The sequence below is a fragment of the Lautropia mirabilis genome (assembly GCF_900637555.1).
Classification (GTDB): domain Bacteria; phylum Pseudomonadota; class Gammaproteobacteria; order Burkholderiales; family Burkholderiaceae_E; genus Lautropia; species Lautropia mirabilis.
The window spans coordinates 53,176-72,223 of the sequence record NZ_LR134378.1 but is presented as its reverse complement, the minus strand read 5'-3'; the positions used below and the strand labels follow the sequence as shown (position 1 = coordinate 72,223).

At 65.2% G+C, this 19,048-nt stretch carries 21 protein-coding genes; 19 read left to right on the top strand and 2 right to left on the bottom strand.

Annotated elements, in window-relative coordinates; genetic code table 11:
• Nucleotides 1-170 precede the first annotated feature (170 nt).
• From EL249_RS00330 to EL249_RS00320, 3 genes are read left to right on the top strand one after another with little or no spacing between them, the layout of a single operon-like run.
• Nucleotides 171-1,190: an HvfB family MNIO-type RiPP peptide maturase gene (locus EL249_RS00330; protein WP_005675096.1), complete on the top strand. Its 1,020-nt coding sequence runs from the start codon at nt 171-173 to the stop codon at nt 1,188-1,190.
• Complete coding sequence (locus EL249_RS00325; RefSeq protein WP_005675097.1) at nt 1,187-2,026, top strand: HvfC family RiPP maturation protein; 840 nt, start codon at nt 1,187-1,189, stop codon at nt 2,024-2,026. Before EL249_RS00330 ends, EL249_RS00325 begins: the two co-directional genes overlap by 4 nt.
• Before the next feature lie 33 nt (nt 2,027-2,059).
• Entirely contained in the window at nt 2,060-2,629 is a 570-nt protein-coding gene (locus EL249_RS00320; protein WP_126348017.1) for an HvfX family Cu-binding RiPP maturation protein, read from the top strand.
• Nucleotides 2,630-2,677: 48 nt separating this feature from the next.
• On the opposite strand, the gene EL249_RS00315 is transcribed toward EL249_RS00320, so the two are convergent.
• Together EL249_RS00315 and EL249_RS00310 are read right to left on the bottom strand one after the other, a co-directional pair.
• Entirely contained in the window at nt 2,678-2,953 is a 276-nt protein-coding gene (locus EL249_RS00315) for an anti-sigma factor family protein (protein WP_005675099.1), read from the bottom strand.
• Nucleotides 2,950-3,567 (bottom strand): sigma-70 family RNA polymerase sigma factor, encoded by a 618-nt coding sequence (locus EL249_RS00310; RefSeq protein WP_083799593.1) that lies wholly within the window; start codon nt 3,565-3,567, stop codon nt 2,950-2,952. Before EL249_RS00310 ends, EL249_RS00315 begins: the two co-directional genes overlap by 4 nt.
• A gap of 378 nt (nt 3,568-3,945) precedes the next feature.
• Here EL249_RS00310 and EL249_RS00305 point away from each other — a divergent pair, with 378 nt between their 5' ends.
• From EL249_RS00305 to EL249_RS00230, 16 genes are all read left to right on the top strand, one after another.
• Nucleotides 3,946-4,680: a beta-ketoacyl synthase chain length factor gene (locus EL249_RS00305; RefSeq protein ID WP_197721592.1), complete on the top strand. Its 735-nt coding sequence runs from the start codon at nt 3,946-3,948 to the stop codon at nt 4,678-4,680.
• Entirely contained in the window at nt 4,677-5,489 is an 813-nt protein-coding gene (locus EL249_RS00300; protein ID WP_005675102.1) for a lysophospholipid acyltransferase family protein, read from the top strand. The genes EL249_RS00305 and EL249_RS00300 overlap by 4 nt, the downstream gene beginning before the upstream one ends.
• Nucleotides 5,482-5,754: a phosphopantetheine-binding protein gene (locus tag EL249_RS00295; protein WP_005675104.1), complete on the top strand. Its 273-nt coding sequence runs from the start codon at nt 5,482-5,484 to the stop codon at nt 5,752-5,754. The genes EL249_RS00300 and EL249_RS00295 overlap by 8 nt, the downstream gene beginning before the upstream one ends.
• A 3-nt stretch (nt 5,755-5,757) precedes the next feature.
• Nucleotides 5,758-6,015 carry an acyl carrier protein gene (locus EL249_RS00290; RefSeq protein WP_005675106.1) on the top strand — a complete coding sequence of 86 codons (258 nt, stop codon included), beginning with the start codon at nt 5,758-5,760 and terminating at the stop codon, nt 6,013-6,015.
• Nucleotides 6,012-6,563, top strand: coding sequence for a COG4648 family protein (locus tag EL249_RS00285; RefSeq protein WP_005675107.1), 552 nt, complete (start codon nt 6,012-6,014; stop codon nt 6,561-6,563). Before EL249_RS00290 ends, EL249_RS00285 begins: the two co-directional genes overlap by 4 nt.
• Nucleotides 6,564-6,652: 89 nt before the next feature.
• Nucleotides 6,653-8,497, top strand: a complete 1,845-nt coding sequence (locus tag EL249_RS00280) for an ApeI family dehydratase (RefSeq protein WP_050782000.1) — start codon at nt 6,653-6,655, stop codon at nt 8,495-8,497.
• Nucleotides 8,494-9,222, top strand: coding sequence for a glycosyltransferase family 2 protein (locus EL249_RS00275; protein WP_005675109.1), 729 nt, complete (start codon nt 8,494-8,496; stop codon nt 9,220-9,222). Before EL249_RS00280 ends, EL249_RS00275 begins: the two co-directional genes overlap by 4 nt.
• The gene (locus EL249_RS00270) at nt 9,219-10,175 is read left to right on the top strand and encodes a lysophospholipid acyltransferase family protein (protein ID WP_040532221.1); all 957 of its coding nucleotides are present in this window, start codon (nt 9,219-9,221) and stop codon (nt 10,173-10,175) included. The genes EL249_RS00275 and EL249_RS00270 overlap by 4 nt, the downstream gene beginning before the upstream one ends.
• Nucleotides 10,176-10,275: 100 nt before the next feature.
• Complete coding sequence (locus EL249_RS00265; RefSeq protein WP_126348016.1) at nt 10,276-10,818, top strand: LolA family protein; 543 nt, start codon at nt 10,276-10,278, stop codon at nt 10,816-10,818.
• On the top strand, nt 10,808-13,156 hold the full coding sequence (locus tag EL249_RS00260; RefSeq protein WP_005675112.1) for an MMPL family transporter: 2,349 nt from the start codon (nt 10,808-10,810) through the stop codon (nt 13,154-13,156). The genes EL249_RS00265 and EL249_RS00260 overlap by 11 nt, the downstream gene beginning before the upstream one ends.
• Before the next feature lie 41 nt (nt 13,157-13,197).
• Nucleotides 13,198-14,496: an NAD(P)/FAD-dependent oxidoreductase gene (locus tag EL249_RS00255; RefSeq protein WP_005675114.1), complete on the top strand. Its 1,299-nt coding sequence runs from the start codon at nt 13,198-13,200 to the stop codon at nt 14,494-14,496.
• A 90-nt stretch (nt 14,497-14,586) separates the two neighbouring features.
• A complete protein-coding gene (locus EL249_RS00250) occupies nt 14,587-15,117 on the top strand; it encodes a hypothetical protein (protein ID WP_170169588.1) in 531 nt (176 codons plus the stop codon).
• A gap of 148 nt (nt 15,118-15,265) precedes the next feature.
• Nucleotides 15,266-16,489 (top strand): beta-ketoacyl-ACP synthase, encoded by a 1,224-nt coding sequence (locus EL249_RS00245; protein ID WP_005675117.1) that lies wholly within the window; start codon nt 15,266-15,268, stop codon nt 16,487-16,489.
• A 34-nt stretch (nt 16,490-16,523) separates the two neighbouring features.
• Nucleotides 16,524-17,042: a hotdog family protein gene (locus EL249_RS00240; RefSeq protein WP_005675118.1), complete on the top strand. Its 519-nt coding sequence runs from the start codon at nt 16,524-16,526 to the stop codon at nt 17,040-17,042.
• Between the two features lie 3 nt (nt 17,043-17,045).
• A complete protein-coding gene (fabG, locus tag EL249_RS00235; protein WP_005675119.1) occupies nt 17,046-17,813 on the top strand; it encodes a 3-oxoacyl-ACP reductase FabG in 768 nt (255 codons plus the stop codon).
• Nucleotides 17,810-19,036, top strand: coding sequence for a beta-ketoacyl-ACP synthase (locus tag EL249_RS00230; RefSeq protein WP_040530255.1), 1,227 nt, complete (start codon nt 17,810-17,812; stop codon nt 19,034-19,036). Before fabG ends, EL249_RS00230 begins: the two co-directional genes overlap by 4 nt.
• Nucleotides 19,037-19,048: the final 12 nt, after the last annotated feature.

The window sequence follows — 19,048 nt, the reverse complement described above, 5'->3', positions numbered from 1 at the left end:
GGGGCGGTCGCCGTTGCCGACCGCCTTGCACGATGGGACGGCTCTGTCACGCCCGGCGCGGTCCGGGCGTGTTCCGAATCGTTCAGCCCTGGGCCAGGCTGCCGGCTATGGGGGTCGCAGGCCGGGTCATGCGGGGTGAAGGGTGAGGCATGAAAAGGGGAGAAGGAGTCATGACGAGAGATTCCCGGGATGTTCGGTTGCTGCATCGTGCCGGGCTGGGCCTGCGGCGGAGCCTGCTGGCCGACACGCTGGCCATGCTGGAAGCAGGCACGATGGACGTGGTGGCCTTCTTCGAGGTGGCGCCCGAGAACTGGAGCCGACTGGGCGGACGCTTTTCGCGGGATCTGTCGGCGATCAGCGAGCACCGGCCGCTGGCTTGTCATGGCCTGTCGCTGAACCTGGGGGGCAGTGACGGTCTGGACATGCGGCTTCTGGCCGAAGTGAAGGCCTTCATGCGCACCTACCGGATCTCCCTCTACACCGAGCACCTGTCGTGGTGCGGGCACGAAGGGCAGCTCTATGACCTGTTGCCGCTGCCGGCCACCTACGAGACGGTGCGCCATGTGGCGCAGCGCATTGCCCAGGTGCAGGACTACATGGGCGAGCAGATCGGCATCGAGAATGCCAGCTACTATGCGGCGCCCGAAGGCGCCGAGATGGATGACGCCACCTTCGTGCGCGAGGTGGTGAAGGAAGCGGGCTGCCTGCTGCACCTGGACGTGAACAACGTCTACGTGAACAGCTGCAACCACGGCTTCGACCCCTACGAATACATGCGACAGCTGCCGCTGGAGCGTACCTGCTACATGCACGTTGCGGGCCATCACGTCGAAGACGATGGGCTGATCATCGACACGCACGGCATGCCGGTGATCGATCCGGTCTGGCAGCTGCTGGAATTTACCTACGACCGGCTGGTCGACGCCGGGCTGGACCCGGTGGCCATTCCCAGCTGTCTGGAACGGGACTTCAACTTCCCGCCGCTGGCCGAGCTGGTGGATGAAGTGGGCACCATCGACCGGATGCAGCGTGAGGCCTCGGCGCGTCGTGCGGCGCGAATGCAGGCCGAGGCCGGGAAGGCTGGCATGGAGAAGACCGGCGTCGAGGTGCCTGGATCGTCCGATGCTGCCAAGGTCTCGGCGGAAACGGAACGGGGTGCCCCGCAGGACCGGGGAGTGCTGGTGCCATGACTGCCAACCAGGGGCCGAACAAGGGCCAGCAAGCGGATACTGCACCTGCACCGGCGGCACGCCAGACAGGCGCGGGTCAGGCGTCGTCAGCCCCCGGCCTGGCCCGCATGCAGGGCGACTGGTCGAGCTATTTCCGGCAACCCGGCGTCGCACCGCGACCGACAGGCACGGAGCCGCGCCGCATCGATGTCTACGCCTCGCTGCTGCGCAACAACATCGGGAGCTTCATCCATCAGTGCTTCCCCCTGTGTGAGGCGCTGATCGGCACGTCACACCTGGAAGCGCTCATTGACCGCTTCTTTGCAGAAGGGCGCTGGCACACCTCGCCGTTCTTTCACGAGATCCCGAAGGCCTTCGTGGACTTCCTGCAGGCAGAGGACGCGCCTGCCGATGAATCCTTGCCCCCCTGGCTGGCCGAGCTGGCGCACTACGAGTGGCTGGAGCTGGCCGTGGAGACGGCACCGGACGTACCGCTTCGCGTCGGTCCGCAGGGGCTGGCGCTGTGCCCGGCCCTGCAGCTGGGCGGATACGCCTACCCTGTCCACACCATTGGCGCCGAGGACGCCGAGGTGGTGCCGACCACCACCTTCGTGGCGGTATACCGGGACCGCCAGCACCAGGTGCGCTTCAACGTGCTGACCCCGGCGGCCGCGCAGTTGCTGGATGCCCTGCAGGACAACGGCTGTGACTGGCAGGCCGCCTGTGAGCAGCTGGCCTCCCATTGGGGGCTGGCAGCGGATGAATTGGCCGAACAGATTGTGCCGTTGCAACAGCAGTGGCTGGCTGACGAGCTGCTGCTGCGCCCAGGCACCGCTCAGCCCGCGGCAGCCGGCTGATCCCCCTTTTTCGACATTCACCTGGAGATGATCATGCATGTTTCCTGTTCCAATGCCGCCGGTTCTGGCCTGGAGGGCGAAGGCGGGAGCGGACGCTGCGGGCTGTCGCGGCCACCTTGCCGTATCCGTCGTGCGCTCGACAGCCTTGCCCCCTGGGCGGGCCTCCTGTTCCTGCGCCTGCTGATCGGCTGGGAGTTCCTGGAGTCCGGCCTGGAGAAGCTGGGCGGCGAGAACTGGTTTGCCGACATCCAGGAGCAGTTCCTGTTCCCGTTCAACCATCTGCCGGCCGAGCTGAACTGGCAGCTGGCCATGTGGTTCGAGATTGTCGGGGGCCTGGCGCTGATGCTGGGGCTGGGCACGCGCTTCTTTGCCCTGGCGCTACTGGTGGTCACGATCGTGGCCACGGCTGCCGTGCACTGGCCGGCCGAATGGCATTCACTGGCTGAGCTGGCGCAGGGCTATGTCATCACCGACGACGGCCATGGCAACTTCAAGCTGCCGCTGATCTTCATGGTCATGCTGTGGCCGCTCATGTTCTTCGGGGCTGGCCGGATCAGCCTGGATGCACTGCTGGGAGCCGTGCTGCGTCGCAAGACGCACTGAGCCTGCGCTCAGACCGAAAAGGGCCTCGTCACGAGGCCCTTTGTCGTTTCAGGGGGCTGGCTTGCGCGGTGCGTCGCCGGCATCCTCGGGCGCAGCGTCGCTGCCCGCCTCTTGGCCGTCCTCGTTGATGTCGGCATAGCGCTTCATGATCTGGTGGAGCGCCTCGGTGTTGTGTTTGAAATGGCGGCAATCGGCGCAGAGCAGCAGATGCAGCCGAACTCTCAGCCGTTCTGCCAGCGTGAGCGCATCGTCCTGGTCCTGGGCTTCGGAAATCAGCCGGGTCACGCGCAGGCATTTCCGGTTGTCGGGGGCTTCGTACTTCATGCGGCGTGACCATCCGTCTTGCGGGTTCGCGGGGAGCGGGCGGCGTCATCGCCCAGCCAGTTCTGCTGCAGGCACTTCTGCAGCTTCAGGCGTGCCCGATAGAGCATCACGTTGATGTTGTTGCCGGTGAGTTGGGTCTGGGTGCTGATTTCCTGGGTGCTCAGCCCCAGGTGCTCGCGCATCATGAAGACCTGGGCCTGGATGCCGGGCAGCCTGTCCAGACAGCGCTGCAGCACCTGCCAGAACTCACGATCGGTGCACAGCTGCTCGGGCGAGCCCAGGGTGCCGGGGCCGGCGTCCTGTTCCCAGTGGCCATCCGCCCGGAATAGCAGGGCTTCCAGATCGTCGCCCTCCGGATCCTCGTCATGCGCGTAGCTGACCTCGCGTGACTGACGGCGATAGCGGCCGCGCAGGGCATCGGCAATCTTGTTCTTGAGAATGGCAAAGACCCAGGTCTTGAGCGCGGCCTCGCCCCGAAAGGCATCGGCCCGGTCGAAGGCTGCCACGAAGGCATCCTGCACCACGTCCTCGGCCAGCTCGTCATCACCCAGCTGACGTGTCGCATAGGACAGCATCTGGGGGCGGAAGGCAGCCATCTGTTGCGTCGCGTTCATGGCGGGCAAGAAAGTGGGGATTCCTCTGAACAGGTTCTTCTGGAAGGCTGGCCACGAAACAGGAGGAGGTGGCCGCCAGGGCTTGCTCCTGAAGGATCCCGACGGGTCCCGGAGCATGAGACCGGGATTATGCAGTGATGTGCAGGGACGGTGGGACAGAACATGTCGTGTGCCGGCCTAAACGCCGGCAACTGTCCGGAGCCCTGGGAGGCGGGAGGACGGAAATTGCCGTGAATGTTGGCCAATTTGTACCAAAGGGATGGCAATTTTCGGGTTTTCCGGCATCATCACGGCGTACCTTCATGTTGGGACAGAGGCAGGAAAGAGGCTTCGATGCTGTGTTTCTCGATCAGGGGTTGGCGGGCGGCCAGCACCAGGATGGCGGACGACGACGCCTGGCGGGCGTGGGCGGCGGATCCGTCGATCGCCCAGGACCTGCCGCCTCAGCGTCCGGCCCTGGAGTTCCTGGGGGCCATGCAGCGTCGTCGCCTCAGCGGGGTGGCGCGCCTGATGGTCGATGCAGCCTGGCCGCTGGTGCAGGACGACGAACACCTGCCCGTGGTGTACGTGTCGCATGATGGCGAGATCAACCGAAGCTTCGAGCTGTGGCTGACGCTCCTGAAAGAAGGGACCGTCTCGCCCACCTCGTTCGGGCTATCCGTCCACAACGCCCTGGTGGGGCAATGGTCGATGCTGCGGCGGGACGGCAGTGAGAGCACCGCCCTGTGTGCGCGCTCGGCGCAGCTGGAAACCGGCGTGGTCGAAGCCTGCGGCATGCTGGCCGACGGTGCGCCCGCCGTGCTGTTGGTCGTGGCGGATGATCCGCTGTCTTCCGAATACCCGGTGACGGCCCAGCGGGCGCCGTTTCCCTATGCGCTGGCCATGGTTCTCGTGCCGGGGGACGACTGGAGGCTTTCCTGGACGAGGGAAGGGGGGCCGATGGAACACCTTCCCGAAGGACAGGGCGGCCGCGTGCCCGGACAGGAGGGCGGCCGGTCGTCGGAGGTGCCTTACTGGGGCGCGCTTGACTGGATCGCCCATCGTTTGCAGGACAGGCGCGCCTTTTCCATCCCGGGCGTCCGACAACGCTGGCATTGGCAGCGGCAGACATGAGCATTCCGCCGTCGATGCCACCGCTCCGGCCCTGGCAGCATGTCCTGAATGGGGGCGTGATCGCCTGGCGTTTCGTGGCGGTGGTGGCCGCCTTTGCGCTGTTCGGTTCGGTGGGGATCCTGTTCCTGCTGGCGCTCTGGCCGCTGCGCGATCCTCCGCCCCACAAGGCCATGCAGCGCCAGCTCCTGGCGCGACGCATCGTGGCCGCCAGCTGGCGGACGCTGCTGGGCTGGCTGCGCCTGACGGGCGTGATCTCCGTTCGCATGGAGGGCTTCGAACGTCTGGGGCGGCCGGGGCAGCTGGTGCTGGCCAACCACCCGTCGCTGCTGGATGTGCTTTTCCTGGTGGGGTACGTGCCGGGCATCAACTGCGTGGTCAAGGCGTCGCTGCTCGACAATCCGACCATGCGCGCCCCCATCCTGGCCTGCGGCTACGTGCTCAACGATGTCTCGGAGCGGATCCTTGCCGATTCTGATGCTGCGCTCCGTCAGGGGCAGACGCTGCTGGTCTTTCCGGAGGGCACGCGCACCGGTCCGGACGGGGTCATTCGCCTCAATCGGGGGGCCGTATCGATCGGCCTTCGAAGTGCTTCCGTCATCACGCCGGTCACCGTCCGGATGACGCCCCGCGGGCTGGGGAAAGGGGAGCCCTGGTATAGAATTCCGTTTTCAAGATATCGTTATGAGCTGCGTGTGGGCGCAGACATCGATCCTCGGGACTGGCTGGCTGAAAAGCCGCTGCCAATCGCCTCCCGGCGTCTGAACGATCATCTGCAGGATTATTTTGCGCGGGAGCAAGCACATGGATGACCTGAGGCAGTCCATCAAGGTTCTGATCATCGAAAGCCTGAACCTGGAGGACATCACGCCGGCCGACATCGACGATGACGCCCCCCTGTTCGGCACGGACGGCCTGGGGCTGGATTCGGTGGACGCCCTGGAACTGGGCCTGGCCCTGCAGAAGAAGTTCTCCTTCCGTCTGGATGGGGAGAACACGGCATTGCGCGAGCACTTTCACAGTGTCGCCACGCTGGCGGATTTCATCGGCAAAATGAAGACTGAGGCGAAGGGGTGAGCCATGCTGAACAGGGAGCAGGTCCAGGAGATTCTGAGCAACGCGCTCGTCGAACTGTTTGAAATCGACTCGTCGAAAATCACCCTCACGGCCAACCTCTATGAGGACCTTGAAATCGACAGCATCGATGCCATCGATCTGATCGACCATATCAAGCGCAAGACGGGCCATCGCCTGGTGGCCGATGATTTCCGCTCGGTCCGCACGGTGGGTGACGTGGTCGAAGCCGTCATGAAGAAGATGGAAGAGAACGGCGGGTGAGACTGTCGTGGCAGGTTCTTGTCGCCGTTCTCAGCCTGGCCTATCCACTGGCATGGTACTGGGGGCGTGAGGCTGGCCTGTTCAGCTGGCTGGCCGGCGGTATGGCCGTGCTCTGGGGGGTAAGGGCTCTCCTGCAGCGAACGCGCGGGCAGCGTGTGCTTTCCTGGGGGCTGGCCGCCTTCTTCGTGCTGGTGCTGCTCTTCGAGCGCCAGCACGCCATGTACTGGTACCCGGTGCTGGTCAACCTCCTGATGCTGGCGCTTTTCGGGGGCAGCCTGCTGACGGGGCAGAGCATTGTCGAACGGCTTGCCCGGATGCAGCACCCGGATCTTCCGCCCCGTGGTGTACGCTACACGCGACGGGTCACGCAGGTCTGGTGCGGTTTCTTCCTCTTCAACATCGCGGTCATCCTCGCGTTGATCGCCAGCAGCTCCTGGCGTGCGTGGGCGCTGTACACGGGAGTCATTGCCTACGGCCTCATGGCGCTCCTCTTTTCCATCGAATGGCTGTATCGACGCCGGGTCATGCGCCTCGATGCTCAATCATGATGCGCGACGCCGTCGTCATGGCGCCTGCATTCGGCTTTCCGATTCCTGAATCCTGACAGCGAGGGTCTTTCGCGAACATGTGGTGCCCGTTGCAGAGACTGCTGCTTGATCCCCAGATGCAGCCTGCCCGCGTGGGGGTGGCGCCCGAGTGGACGCGCGCCGATTTTGTCGCGCAGGCACTGCGCGTGGCCGCACGTCTGCGTGAAACCAGGCCTCGGGCCGTTGCACTGCATTTTTCCGATGCAGCGCGCATGGCGTGCACCTTCCTGGCGTGCGCGCATGAAGGGGTTGCCATGGTGCTGCCTCCCAACCTGGCGGCGGACAACCTGGTCTGGGCTTGTGAACAGGCCGATGTCTGGATGACCGATGGCCACACGCCGGATCTGGCACAGGATGTGGCGAATGCAGCGCAGGCCGTTGCTGATGCTCAGGTGGGAAGGGGCAACATCGAGGTCTGGCAAATCACCGACGATGCGATCCTCGTGGAGGCGCGTCATGGCAGCCTGCCTGCCCAGACAGCCCAGAGGGCAGAGAAGCGTGCGCCGTGCCCTGCAAACCGTGCCGAGGGTCATGAGGGCGCCGGGCAGGTCCCTGCGCATCTCCTGAAGCTGGACACGGAAGTCTGGCTCAAGACATCCGGCTCCACTGGGCAGCCGCAAATCATCTGCAAGACGGTGGCCCAGTTTCAGGCCGAGGCAGAGGCGCTGGCCCAGTGTTGGGGCTTGGTTGATGAGGCGCCCGTGGATGCGGTCGTGGGAAGCGTCTCGCCGCAGCACCTGTACGGTCTGAGCTTCCGTGTTGTCCTGGCGCTGTGCGCGGGCTGGCCCATCCATCGGATGCAGTGTGTCTACCCGGAAAGTCTGCTGGCCGCGGCGCTCCCGATGCGCCGAAGCGTCTGGATCTCCAGTCCGATGCTGCTTGATGCGCTGGGTGAAGACCGGGTGGGCCCGCGCCTGCGCGGCAGCGTGAGCCGGCTGGTGTCGTCCGCGGGCAGTCTTTCGGCGGCCACCCGTGAGCGTCTGCATCGGCAGCTGGGCATCCTGCCCGACGAGATCTACGGCAGTACCGAAACCGGCGTCATTGCCCATCGTCAGGGAAGCGGTCCCTGGCAGCCCCTGCCTTCGGTGCAGCATGGTACAGACGCCGAAGAGGCCCTGTGGGTCGATTCGCCATGGTCGGGCGGGCGTCGTCAGCTGGCGGACCTGGTATCGCCGCAGGGAAAGGGTTTCGTGCTCGAAGGGCGACGTGATCGCATCATCAAGCTGGCGGACAAGCGTGTTTCCCTGGCGCACGTGGAGGCGACGTTGAAGGAACATGCCTGGGTGGCGGACGGGGCCTGCGGGCTGAGCCCTGTCCACAAGCGCCTGGCTGTGGCCCTGGTCCTGTCCCCTGAAGGGGCCACGGCGTGGCGAGAGCAAGGGCGTGCAAGCGTCCTGAACGTGCTGCGTGATCATCTGCGTGGCAGCCTGGATGTCGTTGCATTGCCGCGCAGCTGGCGCGTCGTGCATCGCCTGCCTCGTGATGCGCAAGGCAAGCTCCCGCTGGCGGCCTGGCAGCGCCTGTTTGAGGCCCGACCGCTCGCGCCCGAGTGGGCACGCCTGCGGGACGGTGCGGAGGATCGGCAAGTCCGGTTCTCCGGGCAGGTTCCCTGGGATCTCGTCCACTTCGGGGGCCACTTTGCCGAGTTCCCGCTGGTGCCTGGCGTGGTGGAGCTGGATTGGGCCATCACGCAGGCCAGGACAGCCTTCACGCTGCCGCCACACCTGATCCGCACCGAGGCGCTCAAGTTCCGGCAGTTCGTGCGGCCCGGCGATGCTCTGGAACTGACGTTGGACTGGCAGCCTGACAAGGGGCGACTCGTGTTCGAACTGAAGGGGCCGGACGGCATCTGCGCTTCCGGGCGACTGGTGCTGGCGGCCCATCGTGAATCATGAAAGTTGCAGCGCTGATACCCCATTACGATCATGCCGGGACACTGCCGACCGTGGTGTCGGCCATGCGCGCGCAGGGCCTTCCGGTCCTGATCGTCGATGACGCCTCCCCCGAACGCTGCCGCCCGGTGCTGGACGAGCTGGCCAGGCAGGACGAGGTTCTGGTTCGTCACCTGCCCGTGAACCGGGGCAAGGGAGGCGCCGTGAAGGTGGGGATGGCCTGGGCGCACGACCTGGGTTACGACCATGTACTGCAGGTCGATGCTGATGCCCAGCACGCGCTGGGTGACGCAGCCCGCCTGCTGGAGGTGGCCCGTGCGCAACCCGAGGTAGTGGTCTGCGCCGAACCGGTCTACGGAGACGACGCACCGCGTGCGCGCCTGTATGGGCGCAAGCTGACCAATTTCTGGGCGGCGATCAATACGGGCTCCCGCCAGATCCGTGACGGCATGTGCGGTTTCCGCATCTACCCGCTGGGTCCGGTCCTGAAGCTTCTGAAAGCGCACCGGACGGGCGATCGCATGGATTTCGACATCGAGGTGCTGGTTCTTCTGGTGTGGGCGGGCGTCCCTCTGGCGTGGGTCCGTACCCCGGTGAAATACGAGCCGGGAGGTGTTTCGCATTTCCAGCCGTGGCGTGACAACATGCTCATCAGCCTGATGCACGCCCGGCTGTTCTTCCGGATGCTGGGCCGCAGGGTGTCGACATGGCTGCGGAGGCCACGATGAGCGCGGATCCTGCCGGACACTGGTCCCGACAGCAGGAGCGGGGTGTTCCCGGGCTTCTCACGCTGTCGGTCTGGCTGTGCAGGCATTGCCCCCAATGGCTGCTGCGTCCGATCGTCGCCGGGGTGGTGGGGTATTTCTTCCTGACCGCGCCCGGGCCGCGTCGCTGTATCCGCACCTACCACACCCGCTTGCGCAGCACCTATCCCGACGTGGTGCTGCCGTCATGGGCACCGGTCTGGCGGCAGTTCCTGGCCTTCGGGCAGGCCATCGTCGATCGCTTTGCAGTCTGGCAGGGGCGCATCAGCTACCAGGACCTCGTGGTGGAGGATCCGGACGGGCTCTACCCGGATATCCAGCGAAGTGCCCTGGGGGGCGGTAACGGGCAGCTGCTGGTGTGCTCGCACCTGGGCAACATCGAGATCTGTCGGGCGCTGGTGTCGCACAACGAGGGCTTCGTGCTGAACGTCCTCGTGCACAGCAAGCATGCCGAGAGTTTCAACCGGGCGCTACGGCAGGCAGGCGCCAGCGAGATCCGTCTCATCCAGGTCGTGGAGCTTGATCTGCCCCTGATGATGCAGCTGAAGGAGCGCATCGAGGCCGGCGAATGGCTGGCCATCGCCGCAGACCGCACCCCGGTGCGGGGCGAGAAGACGGTGAAGGTCGATTTTCTGGGGAAGCCGGCCCTGATGCCTCAGGGGCCCTGGCTGCTGGCCGGGCTTCTGGGAGTTCCAGTGAATCTGGTGTTCTGCAGTCGCCATGGCGAGCGCTACCGGCTGCGTCTGGAAAGGTTTTCCGAAGCACCGCGCTGGTCACGCGCCGAGCGCCCCGCCATGGTGGCATCGCTGGCACAGCGCTTTGCCCATCGGCTGGCCGAGGAATGCCGTCAGGTCCCTTTGCAGTGGTTCAATTTCTACGACTTTTGGGCGCAGGGTGATGATCAAGGAAACACGTGAGCTGTCATCGGTACGGCATCCGGGCGGTCCGGAGAGCGGGCATCGTCGTGCCTGGAAAGGCATCTGCACGGGAATGAGACAAGCGCTTCGCCTCCTGCTGGTGGCGGCGCTGCTGTTCGTGGCGCCGTCGGCCATGGCTTTCGATGTTGGTGCGTTGCAGAAACTCCTGCAGAAGGAAGAGCAGGTGCAGGGGCAGTTCAGCCAGGCGCGCTATCTCCGCGGGTTGCCTGATCCCCTTCGCAGCAGTGGCGATTTCAACATCGTGCCCGGCCAGTCGCTGTTGTGGCATGTGCGCAGCCCCTTTGAATACAAGGTGCGCATGGATGCGGAGGGGCTGGAGCACTGGGCCGATGGCCGCTGGCAGCGCGACAGGCAGACCGGCACGGGTGACCGGGCGCAGCTCGCGTTCTTCCGGGACATCATCGGTGGGCGTTTCGAGAGCTTGAGCCAGCATTTCTCGATGCAGCTGAGCGGTGACGAAAAGCGCTGGCAGTTGCATCTGACACCCTCCAGCGTCCTGATGAAACAGATCTTTGCGACCATCGACATCACGGGCGATGCCTATGTGCGCACCGTGAAGATCGCTGAGGCGCAGGGGGATCGCATGGAGCTTGAGTTCTCGGCGTTGAGCCATGGCCAATAGGGGCTGGCTTCGCTGCGGGCAGTGGCTGCTGGCCGCGCTGGTACTGACAGCTGCGGCGTTGCTGCTTCAGGCTTCGCGTACTGGCGCGCTTGTCGAGACCGGCATGCAGAGCCTGGTGCCGGCCTCTCACGCCGTGGATGAGGCTGAGCTGCGAGCAGAAGCGCAGGGGGAGCGCCTGCTCAACCAGCAGATGGTGCTGCTGGTGGGGGCGCCCGATGCCCGGCAGGCGGCAGCGGCAGCTGAGGAGCTTGCCCAGCGCTGGCGTGCCAGTGGCCTGTTTGCCGAGGTGCGAGAGAAACTTCTGCCGGACCTGTCGGTGCTGCAGAAACAGCTGGCACCGCTGCAGCTGGCCTTGATGCCGACCGACGTGCTGGATCAGTTGCGCACGGACCCGGCCGCGTATTTTCTGCAGCGCGCCCAGGATCTGGGCAACCCGTTCGGCCGACCCTCCCTGTTTCCGGTGGGAGACGACTGGCTGGGGCTGGGACGTTTCCTGCTGGGGCGGATGCCCGGTGACAACCGGCTGCGTTGGGATGCGTCGGCCGGAACCCTGCAAAGCGAGGACGCGGGACTGACCTGGGTCTGGGTGCTGGCCAAACTGAACGGGGACGGCGGCATTGCCGGCGCACCGGTGAATCTGTTGCCATTGCTGGACGAAACCCGGGCAGCTGCGGATGGACTGGGTGTGAAGGTCCTGACAGCCGGAGGCGCGATATTCGCTGCCGAGGGCAGGGCCCAGGGAGAACTCGAATCACGCTGGATGAGTGGTGTGGGCATTGGGCTTACGCTGACGCTGTTGCTGGTCATCGTGCGCAGCCTGCGGGTGCTTTTCATCCTGCTGCCCCTGGGGGTCGGTTTCCTGCTCGGGCTTGCAGGCTGTGTGCTGGCATTCGGTCAGGTGCACGTCCTCACGCTGGTGGTGGGCAGCAGCCTGGTCGGGGTGATGGTGGATCTGCCCATGCACTGGCTGGCTCCCGCATTGCTGCAGACGGAATGGCGTCCCTGGCCGACCATGCGACGCGTGCTTCCGTCCTTCGGGGTCAGCATCGCCATCACGGTGGCGGGGTATCTGGCCCTGGGGGTGGCGCCTTTGCCCGTCCTTCAGGAGACAGCGCTCTTTTCTACGCTGGCGCTGTGTGGCGCGAGTGCCGCCAGTGCATTGTGGCTGCCGGCCTCCTTCGAGGGGTGGAAGCCGGTTCCACGTCCCCAGGTGGCTCGTGCCATGGCAACCCTGCAACGAGCCATGCTCGGTCTGCGGAGCAAGCCGTGGTTCTGGGGGGTGGCGTTGCTCGTGGTGGTTTCCGGTTGCTGGCGTGCAGACTGGCGTGATGACATCCGTCAGTGGGTCAGTACCTCGCCAACGACGCTCGAACAGATGCAGGCGGTCGGCCGTTTGGGGGGAAGCATGGCTTCCGGGCGCTATCTGCTGGTGCAGGCGCCTGATGACGATACCCTGCTCATGCGGGATGCCGAGCTGGCCAGACACCTGTCGGCGCTCCAGTCGAAGGGGGATATCCAGGGCTTTCTGGCGCTCAGCCAATGGGTTCAGCCCGTGGGGCGCCAGCAGGAGATTCGCACGCTGCTGAATGATCTGGCCGCAAATGCATCGGCCTGGCAGCCGATGCGGGCATTGGGCGTGCCCGACGAGCGGATGCGTCAGGCCATCGACAGCCTGGTGGCCCTGCCGCCGGTGGGGCTGGAACAAAGCCTGCAGAACGATCTGGCCATTCCCTGGCAGCCCCTGTACCTCGGGGCGGGGGCTGACGGTCAGGTTGCAGCCTTGCTCCAGATTCGCGGCGTGCAGGACATGGACGCCCTTCAGAACGTGCTGAAGGGGCTGCCATGGGCACGCCTCATCGACCGGCCGGCACGGCTCAACGAGCTCTTCCAGGATACCCGGGGCTCCGTCATCTGGCTTAAACTCCTGTCGTGGCTGGGGGCTGCCGTACTGCTGTCGGTGCTGTTCGGCTGGCGGCGGGCCGTGCTTGTGTTGGCGGTGCCCACAGCGGCGGTGCTGGCCACGGTGGCCACGCTGGGCTGGGTGGGGCTGCCTGTTTCCCTGTTTGCAGTGTTCGGGCTTCTGCTGGCCTCGGCAATCGGTATCGACTATGCGGTCTATGCCCAAGGCGCGCGGCAGGGCGAGGGGCCCGAGCGATTTGCAGGCATCCTGCTGGCGGCGCTCACCTCCATGATTTCCTTTGCCCTGCTGGGCCTGAGCCATACGCCGGCTGTGTCCGGTTTTGGTATCTGTGTCACCCTGGGCATTGCATTCAACCTGGTGTTTTCCGCATGGCTGCCAGGTACGGCCGATGATGCCTCCGGTCTTCCGAAGGTCTGACGCGTGGCCGGGGCACCACACCATCTTCAAGAAGGAACAACATGAACGACGTTGCGGATTTCGATGTGGCCATTATTGGTGCGGGGCCTTCAGGGTCCGTGTCGGCGGCCTTGTTGCATCAGCAGGGTTTCCGGGTCTGCGTGATCGAGCGCACGCATTTCCCCCGTTTCGTCATCGGTGAAAGCCTGCTGCCCTACAGCATGGACATCCTGGAAGAGGCCGATCTGGTTCGGGTCGTTCAGGCGCAGCAGGGGTTCCAGTACAAGAACGGCGCGGCCTTCACGTGGGGCGAGCGCTACACCTGGTTCGACTTCACCGACAAGTTCAGCAAGGGCCCCGGCACCACCTTCCAGGTGCAGCGTGCCGTGTTCGACAAGATCCTGATTGACGAGGTCGAGCGTCGTGGCGTGACTGTCCGCTACGGACAGAACGTGACCGGCTACGAGGAAGTCGAGGGCGCATCAGGAGAGCACCTTGCCCGTCTCAGGATCGAGGCGCCCGAAGGGGCATACACCCTGCAGGCCCGCTTCGTGCTGGATGCCAGCGGTTACGGCCGTGTGCTGCCCCGTCTGCTGGGACTGGAGAGGCCCTCCGTGTTGTCGCCGCGCAAGGCCATCTTCACGCATATCGATGACCGCATCGTGGGCGACGACTTTGACCGCAACAAGATCCTGATCAGCACCCACCCGGCCGAGCGCGGTGTCTGGAGCTGGCTGATTCCGTTCGGCAACGGCCGTTCCTCCATCGGCTTCATCGGAGAGCCGGAATGGATCAACCAGCGTGCTGCCGGCCTGAAGGCCGCGGATGAAGGTGCCCTCAATGAAGCGCTGCTTCGGGGCGTGGTTGCCGAGATTCCCCGGCTGTCACGCATTCTCCGGAATGCCGTCTGGGACAACGGTGTCCCGTTCAGCTCGATCTCGAATTACTCGGCCAACGTCACGACGCTGGTGGGACGCAACTTTGCACTGCTGGGCAATGCGGCGGAGTTCCTCGATCCCGTGTTCTCTTCGGGCGTCACGGTGGCACTGCAATCGGCGCGTCTGGCCAGCCGCGTGCTGGGACGGCAGCTGCGTGGCGAGGCCGTTGAATGGGAGCGGGACTTTGTCGCCCCCCTGAAGGTCGGTGTGGAAGCCTTCCGCACCTATGTGATGGGGTGGTACGACGGCAGCTTCCAGGATGTCGTGTATTGCCGCCCTGAACAGGTCAATCCGGAGATCCGGGCGATGATCAGCTCGGTGCTGGCCGGCTATGCCTGGGATGAGGCCAATCCCTTCGTGGCGCGTTCGGCCCAGCGGCTGAAGGCCCTGGCCGAGATCTGCGGGCCGGCCAGTCGTGAATGATCGGGGGCGGGGGCACCTGCACTCTGGTGCGGTGTGCCTGGTGACGAACGAGGCCACCCGGGAGCCGACATGAAGGGGTTTCAGCGCTTCATGAGGTGGCTGCACGCAGGCAAGCGTGCAGCACTGGCATCGGGCATGGCGTTGCTGGCGGGGTGCGCGTCGCTGCAAGGCGTGCCCCCGGCACCCTCGACCCTGCCGCCCCTGGACGGGGCGCGGCAGTTTCGTGCCATGACCTGTGGTGAGAACGCGGACGGCCGGCAGAGTCTGGTGGTGGTTCAGCCCCTGGGGCCGACTGCCTGGCGCTGGTTGCAGCTGGATGCCTTCGGGGCGCCTCGCGCGCGGCAGATCATCGAGAATGGGCAGTGGCGCAATGACGGTTTCCTGCCCCCCAATCCGTCTGCCAGTCTGCTGTTTGCGGGACTGATGACCCGCCTGGTGCCCAGCGGCGCCATGGGCCGCGTGTTCCCCCAGCTGCAGGTGCAGCACCAGGGTGAGACCGAGCGCTTCATGCAGGGCAACACATTGCGTTGGCAAATTCGTACACTTGGCGCTGCGGAGCCGGGGTGGGAGCTTATGCTACCGGGGGCTGAAACTTGGTGCATCCACCCCCTGTCGCCCTGAGCAGCCCGTGGTGGCGACAGCGCTTTCGCCCGCTCCTTTCTCCATCGTTTTCTGTCCACTCTGCCTGGCGTTGCGGCTGGTGCTGCGGTCTGTCGGTGCGGGGTGGTCTTGTCCGGCCATTCATCGCTTCTCATCGAGCAGACTTCCGATGACCTCTGCACCGTCTTCCATGCACCTTTACCGTCCGGGCGTCCTCAGTGCGCTGGGAAGCGGCATGGAAGTCACCGTCGAACGGCTGCTGGATCCTGCGCCGTCCTCGCTGACGCTGTCCGATCAGTGGGTGGCGGGACGCACGCTGCCGCTCGGACAGGTCACCGCGCTGCTGCGGCCATTCGATGCCGCGTTGCCGGATGAGCACCGCAGCCGCAACAATCAGCTGCTATGGCACGCCATGGCGCAGGTGGAGCCAGCCTTGTCTGCTGCCTGCCGCTGCTTCGGGCCGGACCGGATCGGGGTGGTGCTGGGCACCTCCACGTCCGGGGTGGACGAGAACCTGCCTGCCTTTCGGCATATGGTCGATCACGGTCAGTGGCAGGAAGGCGCCTTCAGTCAGGCGCATCAGCTGCTGTGCTCGCCAGTGGACTTCATTCAGGCGCAGTATGGCCTCTCGGGCATCGGTTACGCCATTTCCACGGCCTGCACGTCCGGTGCGCGGGCCCTGGCCAGTGCAGCCAGACTTCTGAAGCTTGGGCTGTGTGATGCGGTGCTGTGTGGCGGCGTCGACAGTCTTTCGCTGCTCACCATCAACGGCTTCGCGTCGCTGGAGGTCGTGTCCGCGCGTGTGGCCAAGCCCTTTGCGGCGGACAGGGATGGCATCAACATCGGCGAGGCGGCAGCGGTCTTCCTGATGACTCGCGTGCCCATGCCCGGTTTCCCGGAAGGGGAGCCCATCGGCCTGTTGGGGTACGGCGCCAGCAGTGATGCCTGGCACATGTCGTCACCCCGTCCGGATGGAGAAGGGGCCCTGCAGGCCATTCAGGCCGCCCTGCAGGGGGCGGGGCTTTCTGCGGGGGATCTGGGCTGGATCAACCTGCATGGCACCGGTACGGCCCAGAATGACGCCATGGAGAGTCTGGCTGTTGTTCAGACCCTCGGTGTGGATGTGCCTGGCACCAGCACCAAGCCGCATACCGGCCATACGCTGGGGGCGGCAGGGGCTCTGGAGGCGGCCATTGTCTGGGGCCTTGTCAGTCGGCAGCTGAATCCCTCGGGGGCGTTGCCGGCTCAGGGGAATGAGCGGGATCCGTCGCTGGCGCCCTTGCGCCTGACACGGCCGGGAGACCGCTGGCCTTCGGGCCGGCGCCTGGGGCTCAGCACATCCTTTGCCTTTGGCGGAAACAACATGGCCCTGATCATGGGAGACACGGCATGAACGCGACGTTCCGCCCCGTTTCAGGAGAGGCACCGTGAGCGGCAGGTTGACGTGTCCGATTGTCGATGTGGCGCCTCTGCTGCCGCACTCCGGCAACATGGTGTTGCTCGACGAGATTCTTGACTATGATGAGGAGAGCCTGCAGGGGCGGGCCACCATCAGGGAAGATCACGTATTCCTGCGGCCGGAAGGCGTGGTGCCCGCGTGGATGGCCATGGAGATCCTGGCGCAGGGCATTGCTGCCTTCGATGGCTGTCATGCGGCTCAGGCCGGCCGGGGGCCGCAGCTGGGCTTCCTGCTGGGATCACGCAAGTTCTCGCTGTACGTGGACAGCCTGCCGGTCGGCGCCGACCTGCAGGTGAATGTGCGCATTTCGACCAGTAGCGGACAGGGGTTCGGGGTGTTCGACGGTGAGCTTCACTGGATGAACGCGCCGGAGGATATCCAGGCTTCCTTGCCCCAGGGCTCATTGGTGGCGGCAGGGGCGCTGAACGTCTATCAACCGGGGGAGGCTGGTGGCCTGGCCGGATTGGTGGGAATCCAGGGGAGCTGAAAGATGACCGTTGCAGATTCATCAACCATGCCGGCGCAGGGTTCCGGCGGGACCGTGCTGGTCACCGGGTCCTCCCGCGGCATCGGTCGGGCCATTGCGCTGGCTGCCGCAGCCGCGGGCTGGGATGTCGTCGTGCATGGACGCAGTCGCCAGAGCGAGGCCGAGTCCACCGCGGCCCAGATCCGCAGCATGGGGCGGCAGGCACGCGTCCTGATGTTCGATGTGGCCAACCGGGCCGAGGCTCGGCAAGCTCTCGAAGCCGACATGCAGGATCATGGTGCCTACTATGGTGTGGTGCTCAACGCAGGCCTGACCCGCGACAACGCATTCCCGGCCCTGTCCGACGATGACTGGGATCAGGTGCTGCGTACCAATCTGGACGGGTTCTACAACGTGCTGCACCCGGTGATGATGCCGATGATCCGTCGGCGTGCCCCGGGCCGCATCGTCTGCGTGGCATCGGTGTCCGGGCTGGTCGGAAATCGGGGGCAGGTCAATTACAGCGCCTCCAAGGCAGGGCTGATCGGGGCCGCCAAGGCGCTGGCCATCGAGCTGGCCCGTCGCCGGATCACCGTCAACTGCGTGGCGCCCGGCCTGATCGAGACCGAGATGATCGATGAGCGGGTGCCGGTGGACGAGATCCTGAAGGCAATTCCAATGCAGCGCATGGGGCAGGCCGATGAGGTCGCCCATGCCGTCGCTTTCCTGCTGTCCGAACGGGCAGCCTACATCACGCGCCAGGTGCTGGCTGTCAACGGGGGACTGTGTTGAAAAGGGTTGTCGTTACCGGGGTCGGGGGCATCAGCCCGCTTGGCCGGGATTGGCCGACCATTCAGGCTCGGCTGGCGAGTTACCGCAACGCAGTGCGCTACATGCCGGAATGGGATCGCTATCCGGATCTGAATACCCGTCTGGGGGCGCCAGTCACGGATTTCGAGACGCCGGCTCACTGGACCCGCAAACAGCTGCGCAGCCTGGGAAGGGTATCCCGGCTGTGTGTGGCTGCTGCTGAGGATGCACTGTCCGACGCCGGGCTTCTGGATGATCCGTCCATACGCGATGGTCGCATGGGGGTGGCGTGCGGTTCATCCACCGGCAGCACGGCCGATGTCAGTGACATGGCCAAGCTGCTCATCGATGGGGTGTCTCCCGGCTTCAATGCCAACACCTATGTGCGGATGATGCCCCACACCACGGCAGCCAACATTGCCATCTTCTTTGGCCTGACCGGACGGGTGATCCCCACGTCCTGCGCGTGCGCCTCGGGGAGTCAGGGGATCGGTTATGCCTATGAGTCCATCAAGTACGGCATGATCGACATGATGCTGGCGGGGGGCGGCGAGGAGCTTTGCCCGTCGGAGGCCTACGTCTTTGACTCCCTGTATGCCACCAGTCTGAAGAACGATCGGCCCGAGGCATCGCCGTCACCCTACGACAGCGGGCGTGATGGCCTGGTCATCGGAGAAGGGGCGGGGATTCTGGTGCTGGAGTCGCTGGAGCATGCACGTGCGCGGGGTGCGCGGATCTATGCCGAGGTGGCCGGTTATGCCAGCAACTGCGATGGTTCGCACGTCACGCGTCCGGAGCAGGCCACGATGCATGCGTGCATGCAGGCTGCGCTGCGCGATGCGGGCATTGCGCCTTCAGCGGTGGGATACGTCAATGGGCATGGCACGGCCACGGAGCATGGCGACATTGCCGAGACGCTTGCCACGGAAGCGCTGTTCGGCGATGCCATGCCGCTCAGCTCGCTCAAGAGTTACATGGGCCATACGCTCGGCGCCTGTGGTGCGTTGGAGAGCTGGTTTTCGATCGAGATGATGCGCCAGCAGTGGTTTGCGCCCACGTTGAATCTGGTGGATGTCGATCCACGTTGCGGCCAGCTGGACTATATCCGGGGTGAGGCGCGCCACATCGATACCGAGTATGTGGTCAACAACAACTTCGCATTCGGTGGACTCAACACGTCGCTGGTCTTTCGCCGGTTGGACTGAGTCTGCCTGATA

Bases quoted from the DNA above. Each gene is read 5' to 3' on its own strand.
- EL249_RS00330 (WP_005675096.1), top strand. From the start codon at position 171: ATGACGAGAGATTCCCGGGATGTTCGGTTGCTGCATCGTGCCGGGCTG.
- EL249_RS00325 (WP_005675097.1), top strand. From the start codon at position 1,187: ATGACTGCCAACCAGGGGCCGAACAAGGGCCAGCAAGCGGATACTGCA.
- EL249_RS00320 (WP_126348017.1), top strand. From the start codon at position 2,060: ATGCATGTTTCCTGTTCCAATGCCGCCGGTTCTGGCCTGGAGGGCGAA.
- EL249_RS00315 (WP_005675099.1), bottom strand. From the start codon at position 2,953: ATGAAGTACGAAGCCCCCGACAACCGGAAATGCCTGCGCGTGACCCGG.
- EL249_RS00310 (WP_083799593.1), bottom strand. From the start codon at position 3,567: ATGAACGCGACGCAACAGATGGCTGCCTTCCGCCCCCAGATGCTGTCC.
- EL249_RS00305 (WP_197721592.1), top strand. From the start codon at position 3,946: ATGGCGGACGACGACGCCTGGCGGGCGTGGGCGGCGGATCCGTCGATC.
- EL249_RS00300 (WP_005675102.1), top strand. From the start codon at position 4,677: ATGAGCATTCCGCCGTCGATGCCACCGCTCCGGCCCTGGCAGCATGTC.
- EL249_RS00295 (WP_005675104.1), top strand. From the start codon at position 5,482: ATGGATGACCTGAGGCAGTCCATCAAGGTTCTGATCATCGAAAGCCTG.
- EL249_RS00290 (WP_005675106.1), top strand. From the start codon at position 5,758: ATGCTGAACAGGGAGCAGGTCCAGGAGATTCTGAGCAACGCGCTCGTC.
- EL249_RS00275 (WP_005675109.1), top strand. From the start codon at position 8,494: ATGAAAGTTGCAGCGCTGATACCCCATTACGATCATGCCGGGACACTG.
- EL249_RS00270 (WP_040532221.1), top strand. From the start codon at position 9,219: ATGAGCGCGGATCCTGCCGGACACTGGTCCCGACAGCAGGAGCGGGGT.
- EL249_RS00260 (WP_005675112.1), top strand. From the start codon at position 10,808: ATGGCCAATAGGGGCTGGCTTCGCTGCGGGCAGTGGCTGCTGGCCGCG.
- EL249_RS00255 (WP_005675114.1), top strand. From the start codon at position 13,198: ATGAACGACGTTGCGGATTTCGATGTGGCCATTATTGGTGCGGGGCCT.
- EL249_RS00250 (WP_170169588.1), top strand. From the start codon at position 14,587: ATGAGGTGGCTGCACGCAGGCAAGCGTGCAGCACTGGCATCGGGCATG.
- EL249_RS00245 (WP_005675117.1), top strand. From the start codon at position 15,266: ATGACCTCTGCACCGTCTTCCATGCACCTTTACCGTCCGGGCGTCCTC.
- fabG (WP_005675119.1), top strand. From the start codon at position 17,046: ATGACCGTTGCAGATTCATCAACCATGCCGGCGCAGGGTTCCGGCGGG.